The sequence below is a fragment of the Cognatishimia sp. F0-27 genome (genome assembly GCF_020667845.1).
In the GTDB taxonomy this organism is placed as follows: domain Bacteria; phylum Pseudomonadota; class Alphaproteobacteria; order Rhodobacterales; family Rhodobacteraceae; genus JAFMPQ01.
Window position 1 is genome coordinate 1 of sequence record NZ_JAFMPQ010000068.1, and the last position, 7,232, is coordinate 7,232.

Annotated in this window: 8 protein-coding genes; 2 read left to right on the forward strand and 6 right to left on the reverse strand. The window is 64.7% G+C overall.

All coding sequences use genetic code 11. The features are described from left to right. Positions 1–319: 319 nt before the first annotated feature. From J1C49_RS21060 to tatA, 4 genes are all read right to left on the reverse strand, one after another. Positions 320–1,198, reverse strand: a complete 879-nt coding sequence (locus J1C49_RS21060; RefSeq protein ID WP_370639443.1) for an ATP-binding protein — start codon at positions 1,196–1,198, stop codon at positions 320–322. After that, entirely contained in the window at positions 1,195–2,112 is a 918-nt protein-coding gene (gene tatC, locus J1C49_RS21065; RefSeq protein WP_227447800.1) for a twin-arginine translocase subunit TatC, read from the reverse strand. The genes J1C49_RS21060 and tatC overlap by 4 nt, the downstream gene beginning before the upstream one ends. A 116-nt stretch (positions 2,113–2,228) precedes the next feature. Further along, positions 2,229–2,750: a Sec-independent protein translocase protein TatB gene (gene tatB / locus J1C49_RS21070; RefSeq protein WP_227447801.1), complete on the reverse strand. Its 522-nt coding sequence runs from the start codon at positions 2,748–2,750 to the stop codon at positions 2,229–2,231. A gap of 6 nt (positions 2,751–2,756) precedes the next feature. Beyond that, positions 2,757–2,975, reverse strand: a complete 219-nt coding sequence (gene tatA / locus J1C49_RS21075; protein WP_227447802.1) for a twin-arginine translocase TatA/TatE family subunit — start codon at positions 2,973–2,975, stop codon at positions 2,757–2,759. Positions 2,976–3,269: 294 nt separating this feature from the next. Here tatA and J1C49_RS21080 point away from each other — a divergent pair, with 294 nt between their 5' ends. Then, positions 3,270–3,932, forward strand: a complete 663-nt coding sequence (locus tag J1C49_RS21080; RefSeq protein ID WP_227447803.1) for a YafY family protein — start codon at positions 3,270–3,272, stop codon at positions 3,930–3,932. A gap of 73 nt (positions 3,933–4,005) precedes the next feature. After that, positions 4,006–4,344 carry an MmcQ/YjbR family DNA-binding protein gene (locus tag J1C49_RS21085; RefSeq protein ID WP_227447804.1) on the forward strand — a complete coding sequence of 113 codons (339 nt, stop codon included), beginning with the start codon at positions 4,006–4,008 and terminating at the stop codon, positions 4,342–4,344. 166 nt (positions 4,345–4,510) lie between these two features. Here J1C49_RS21085 and mltG read toward each other — a convergent pair whose 3' ends face one another. Beyond that, positions 4,511–5,671, reverse strand: coding sequence for an endolytic transglycosylase MltG (mltG, locus tag J1C49_RS21090; protein WP_227447805.1), 1,161 nt, complete (start codon positions 5,669–5,671; stop codon positions 4,511–4,513). A 4-nt stretch (positions 5,672–5,675) separates the two neighbouring features. Continuing rightward, positions 5,676–6,941, reverse strand: a complete 1,266-nt coding sequence (gene fabF, locus J1C49_RS21095; RefSeq protein ID WP_227447806.1) for a beta-ketoacyl-ACP synthase II — start codon at positions 6,939–6,941, stop codon at positions 5,676–5,678. Positions 6,942–7,232 lie beyond the last annotated feature (291 nt).

Genomic DNA, 7,232 nt, shown 5'->3' on the forward strand with positions numbered 1-7,232 from the left:
TCACACCGGGCTGACAGGCCCGCCATGCGCAAGCACAACGGCCACAGGATCAGTCCAGCGGCACACCCTTGCGCCCGGCGAGGTCCATGAAATACTGCCATGCCACCCAACCAGAGCGCCCGTCAAACACGGCTCACACCGGGCTGGCCGGGCCCCTCCATGCGCAAGCACAACGGCCACAGGATCAGTCCAGCGGCACACCCTTGTGCCCGGCGAGGTCCATGAAATACGGCCACGCCACCCGTCCAACGCGCCCGTCAAACACGGCTCACACCGGGCTGGCCGGGCCCCTCCATGCGCAAGCACAACGGCCACAGGATCAGTCCAGCGGCACACCCTTGCGCCCGGCGAGGTCCATGAAATACTGCCACGCCACCCGACCAGAGCGCCCGCCGCGGGTCGCCTGCCACTCGATGGCCTCTGCATAGAGCGTCTCATCATCGATCGGGACGTCATAAGCCGCGCAATAGCCACGCACCATTGCGAGGTAATCATCCTGCGAGCACGGATGGAAACCCAGCCAAAGACCGAACCGATCCGACAGCGACACCTTTTCCTCGACCGCCTCACCGGGATTGATCGCCGAACTGCGCTCATTCTCGATCATGTCGCGCGGCATCAGGTGGCGCCGGTTCGACGTGGCATAGAACAGCACGTTTTCCGGGCGTCCCTCGACCCCGCCATCCAGAACCGCCTTGAGCGACTTGTAGCTCTGGTCATCGGGCGAAAAGCTCAGGTCGTCACAGAAGAGCAGGAACCGCTCCTCACGCGCGCGCAGAACCGCCAGCAGGCGTGTGATCGAGGGAAGGTCCTCACGCTGCAATTCGACCAGCTTGAGATCGTGGCCTTCCTCGCGGATCGTGGCATGGACCGCCTTGACGATAGAGGATTTTCCCATCCCCCGCGCGCCCCAGATCAGCGCATTGTTGGCCGGCAGCTTCTTGGCGAATTGCCGGGTATTGGCCAGAAGGGTGTCGCGCGACCGTTCAATGCCCACCAGCAAGGCAAGATCAACGCGGCTGATCTTGTCGACTGGCTCCAGCCGATCCGGTGAGACATGCCAGACAAACGCCTCCACATCGGCAAATTCCGTGCCCGTCACGGGCGGGGGCGCGATCCGGTCCAACGCATCGGCGATGCGCTTGAGGTGATCGTTCTGCGCCATTTCCCTGATCAAAGCACGCTCCGGGCCCGTCATCGTTTCTCCCCGTCTTGCCCGTCGCTCTCTGCGTCGCGGTCGAATTCATCCATCAGCGGGTCGTCATCCATGTCGGGCTCTTCTTCGAACCAAAGACCCTGCGCGCGCAGCTCCACCTCACGTTTCTTCTCTACTCTTCGCACGAGGAAGATGGAAATTTCGTAAAGACCGTAAACGACGAGGAAAAGGATCACCTGCGTGATCACGTCGGGCGGCGTCACCAAGGCCGCCAGCACGAGGATCGCCACCACCGCGTATTTGCGCACCGCACCGAGACCGTCTGACGACACCAGCCCGGCCTTGCCCATCAGCGTGAGCAGCACCGGAAGCTGGAAACACAGGCCAAAGGCCACGATGAACTTGATCGTGAGGTTGAGATACTCCTGCGCGGAGCCCTGGAACACGACCGACAGGCCCTGGCTCACCTCTTCGCCGACCACGGCTTCACCCTCGGCGCCAAATTGCTGGAACCCGAGGAAGAAATCATAGGCCAGCGGCGTGACCACGTAAAACGCAAAAGACGCGCCCAGAAAGAACATGAAGGGCGATGCGATCAGGAACGGCAGGAACGCGCCCTTTTCGGACTTGTAGAGCCCCGGCGCAACAAACCGCCACATCTGGTTGGCAATAAAGGGAAAGGCGAGGATGAACCCGCCCAGCAGCGAGACCTTGATCGCAACAAAGAAGCCTTCCTGCGGCGAGATGAAGATCAGGTCGCAATCCTGCCCCCGCGCCGAAAGAACCGTGCAGAGCGGATCGGTCAGAAAGTTGAAGATCGGTGTTGCAACGGTGAAGCAGATCACCATGCCGATCAGAAAATACACAACGCAGCGGATGAGCCGCGAGCGCAATTCCGTCAGATGCTCGATCAACGGCGCTGCGCTGTCTTCGATGTCGTCCTGTGTGGCGCTCATCAGATCGGTTCCCTTACAGCCGAAACGGCGCAGGGCGCGCCGCTGTCCCGGACTGTGTCATGTGCCCGCCCGAAGCCTTGCGCCGATCCGGCGTCAGCCCCGGTGGCGGGCGTGCTTCAACTCTTGTCGGTGGCTGGCTGCGCAGGGGCGCTGTCCGCGGGTGCCTGCGCCTTCGCTTCAAGCTCCCGTGCCTTGGCCATGGCTTCCTCGGCCTCGCGGGCCTTGCGCTCGGCGGCGGCGCGGGCTGCGCTGGCCTCGATCTTGCGGCGCGCTTCCTCGCGTTCGGCGGACAGCTTGGTTGTCTCGGGGCCCGTCTTGGGCTTTCCCGCACCTTTTGTGCCGGATGCGGGCTTGTCGAGGTCAGACGTGAAATCCGTCATCGACTTCGCCGCGTCCTTCACGCCATCCATCGCCTTGCCAACCGGGTTGGTGGCGGATTTGAACGTCTTGGCCACATCTCCCACGCCGGATTCGTCCGCGGCATCGTTCATGGCCCGGCTGAACTCGCGCGCCATGCCACGGGCCTTGCCCATGAACTTGCCCACGTTGCGAAACAGCATCGGGAGGTCCTTGGGACCCACCACGATCAACGCAACGACACCGATGACCAGAAGCTCGGTCCAGCCCAGATCGAACATTGGCGCTTACACCTTGGTCTTTTCGTCCTCGGGCGTGACGTCCTTGGCGGCCTCTGCCGCCTTTTCGTCCTCAAGCTCCTGCTGCCCGTCAGAGACGCCTTTTTTGAAGGCGGTGATGCCTTTGCCGACCTCACCCATCAAGGACGAGATCTTGCCACGGCCGAACAGAACCAGCACGACAACCGCGATCAGGAGAAGGCCCGGAAGGCCGATATTGTTGAGCATGACAGCACTCCTTGCAAATCGGGCAAGCCCGCCCGCGTCATTGGTCGCCCCTACCTAACGCCTCGGCGCAAATCCGAAAAGCGCCAAATCACGGCTTGCCCCCCTCTCGTGTGTCATGAGATTGTCAGGTGACGATTTTTTGTCAGGAGATATCCCCGGCGTGACGCATCCACTGCGCTTCCTATGGCTGTCCAGCGGGCGAATCGGCGCCCGCCCCTGCGGCCTCCGGCGCGCGTCCTCCCACGGTGACCGCGTGCTGCGGCACCGGACCGGGTGCGCGACGGGACAAGAGACATGAACCGGCGCGACAGGCTCTATGCGCTGATGGAACGGCTCCGAGACGGTCAGTTGCACACCGCCGAGGCGATGGCGCAGGACCTCGGTGTGTCGGTCCGCACGATCTATCGAGACATGGAAACCCTCGCCGCCTCCGGCATCCCGGTGGAAGGCGCGCGGGGCTATGGCTACACCGCGCGGGCCGCGGTGACTTTGCCACCGCTGAACCTGACCGAAGACGAGCTTGAAGCCTTGCACTTTGCGCTCGCCGCATTGGGAGCCTCCTCCGTCGAGCAATCCACCGCCGCGCGCAGCCTCGCCACCAAGATCGAAGCGGTGCTGCCAGAGGATACCGGGCCCCGCCCGGCACCGTTCGGATTTGCCACCGATGCCTTTGCCCAGGCGGCACGCGGCTTTGCCCACATGCCGGCGATCCGTGGCGCGATCCGCGCACGCCAGAAACTGCGGATCAGCATCGACGGCGCGCTGCATGATATCCGCCCCTTGCACATCGACTATTGGGGCCGGGTCTGGACCTGCATCGCCTGGGACGAAACCAGCGGCGATTTCCTGACCTTCGCCCTCGATCGGATCGAGACCCTCACGGCCCTTCCGGGCCTGTTCGTGGACGAGGCGGGCAAGGGCCTGTCCGACTGGCGCGCCCGCAATCCCGGACGCTGAAACCGGCCGGATCAGCAAGCGCCGCGTCAGGACAGCCCTTGCCTTCGCACCCGCCCCGTGGCTCACTTGCGCCATGAGCCGCGAAACCTGTGATACGCTCTGCGCCGCGCTGCCCGGCGCGCAATGGGCAGACCCGGCAGACGGGAAACTGGCCTCATGGAAGGTCGGAGACAAGATGTTCGCCTGCTTTGGCACCACGGAGCCGGGCGTCTCGGTCAAGACCCCCTCGGTCGAGGATGCGCGGCTCCTGATCGAGATGGGCCGCGCCACGCGTGCGAAATATTTCCACGCCTCCTGGGTGCGGCTCGATCTGGAGACGCTGCCCGAAGACGAGCTGCGCGACCGGATCACCACATCTTACAGGCTCGTGGTGGCCAGCCTCCCGAAAAAATCGCGCCCCACCCCTTTGTGACCGTAGGCCACCGCATCCGCGCCGGCACTTGGTTGACCACCTGTTCGAATACCCGAACCCCGCAGCAAAAACGGCGCGCCGCATGAGCGAACGCGCCGTTCCCGATCTCACTTTGCCGGTCCTGCCACGCATCGGCCCCGCCCTGCCCCCGGCGGGCCTGCCCGCGTCACTGGTTGGCGCGCTCGGCCTCAAGCCGCCGGTAGGCCGCCACGTTGCGGTTGTGCTCCTCAAGCGTCACCGCAAAATTATGCCCATCTGCCGGATCGAGCGTCTTGGCCACAAAGAAGATATACGGCGTCGTATCGGGGTTCAGCACCGCCTCGATGCTCGCCCGCCCCGGATTGGCAATCGGCGTCGGAGGCAGGCCTTCGATCACGTAGGTGTTGTAGGGCGTCTGCGCGCGCAACTCCGACTGGCGGATGCCGCGCCCCAGCACGCCCTGCCCCCGCGTGATGCCATAGATCACCGTCGGGTCGGTCTGAAGCCGCATCCCGCGATTCAAACGGTTGATGAAAACGCTGGCCACCTGCGGCCGCTCCTCCGCCCCGCCTGTCTCCTTTTCGACGATGGACGCAAGGATCAGCGCCTCCTCCGGGCTGTCCAGAGGCAGGTCGGCGGCCCGATTGGCCCAGGCCTGGGCGAGGATCCGCTCCTGCGCCGCCTGCATCTGCGCCACAAGCCCCGCGCGGCTGGTGCCCCGCGACACCTCGTAGCTGTCCGGCGCAAGGCTCCCCTCCGCCGGCACGTCAACCTCTCCCGCCAGGATGTCGATGGCCTTGAGCTCCTCGATCACCTGCCAGCTGGTCACACCTTCCGCCAATGCCACGCGGAACCGCGTGTCATCGGCCTGCTTGACCTCTTCATAGAGCGCCGGTGCTGCATCCACACCCGGCTGGAACTCCGCCCGCTCGATATAGCGGCCCGTGGCCGGATCGATCTCGCGCACCTCGGCCAGCACACGGGTCACACCGATCCGGTAGACGACCTCCGTTCCACAGGTCGAGGCACCGCCCCGCGTGACGATATCCACGATCTCGGCCATGGATGCGCCTTCCGGCACGAGATAGCTGCCAGCCTTGAGGGATTGCGTCTTGTCGGTGTAATCCGCGCCAAGGCGCAGCATCATGGCGCTGTTGATCGCCCCGCGCTCGGCGAGGTTCTCCGACACGCGGCTCATGGTGGAGCCACGCGGCACCTCGACGCAAATCGCCTGATCAAGCGGCCCTTCCGCAGAATACTCGTTCTGCGCCCAGAGCAGCACCCCGCCAAACAGGAAGATGCCAACGACCAGAAACGTCAGCGCGTTGGACGCGATGTGTCGCCACATGCAATCACCCCACCTTCCCGAAGATCACCGAGGCATTGGTGCCCCCGAAGCCGAAGCTGTTGGACAGCGCATAATCGATGCGGCGTTCGCGCTTGGCGTTCGGCGCCAGATCGAGCTTGGTCTCAACGGCCGGGGTATCGAGGTTGATCGTGGGCGGCGCCACCTGATCGCGGATCGCCAGAATGGCAAAGATCGCCTCGATGGCGCCCGCCGCGCCCAAAAGGTGCCCGGTGGCGGATTTGGTCGAGGACATCGTCGCCTGCGCGGCCGCCTCACCCATCATGCGCTCCACTGCGCCAAGCTCGATCGTATCGGCCATGGTCGATGTGCCATGGGCGTTGATGTAATCAATATCCGCCGGGTCCAGACCGGCATCCCTGAGCGCCGCGCGCATCGACCGCTCGCCGCCTTCGCCATCCTCGCTCGGCGCGGTGATGTGATAGGCATCGCCCGACAGCCCGTAGCCGCAGACCTCGGCATAGATCCGCGCGCCGCGCGCCTTCGCGTGCTCGTATTCCTCGAGCACAACCACCCCGGCGCCCTCGCCCATCACAAACCCGTCGCGATCCGCGTCATAGGGCCGGCTCGCGGCCTTGGGGTCATCGCTCCGCTTGGTGGAGAGCGCTTTGCAGGCATTGAAGCCGGCAATGCCGATCTCGGAAATCGCTGCCTCGGCGCCGCCGGCAACCATGACATCCGCATCGCCGTATTTGATGAGCCGCGCCGCATCGCCGATCGCATGCGCCCCCGTGGAACAGGCGGTGACCACCGCGTGATTGGGCCCCTTGAAGCCGAAGCGGATCGAGACATTGCCCGAAATCAGGTTGATGAGCGCGCCCGGAATAAAGAAGGGCGAGACCCGCCGCGGCCCCTTGTCGCGAATGAGATAGGCTGTCTCGGCAATGGAGTTCAGACCGCCGATGCCCGAGCCAATCATCACCCCGGTGCGCAGCCGGCTCTCCTCGTCCTGAGGCTCCCAACCCGCATCGCGCACCGCCTGGATGGCCGCCGCCATGCCGTAAAGGATAAAATCGTCGACCTTGCGCTGCTCTTTCTTGTCGAGATACGCGTTGGCGTCGAAGGTGCCGTCGCTGCCATCCCCATGCGGCACCTCGCAGGCATAGGTCGTGGCCAGATGACTGGCATCGAATTTGCTGATCGTGCCGGCCCCGGACTGCCCGTCCAGCAATCTGTGCCAGCTTGTCTCGACGCCATCCGCCAATGGCGTGACCAACCCAAGACCCGTAACGACCACGCGACGCTTTTCCATCGCTCGCCCTTCCCTCAAATGATGTTTGCCCGCTCTTACCGCGCAGGCGGTGCCGGGGGCAAGAGCGCCGCGCATCCCATGGGCGAAACCTCACCCAGCCGACGATGCCAAACCCGCACCGCGCCACACCCCCGGGTCCGGCCTCCCGACGGCGGGCCAGCTCGATCCAAAGCCACACCGCCACGACCTCCCGAACGCAGGCCACAGCCAGTCACAGCCACCCCGCCACGGCCTCCCGGTCGGGCCCTTCTTTGGGCTCCAAATATCCCGGGGGTGCGGGGGCTGGCCCCC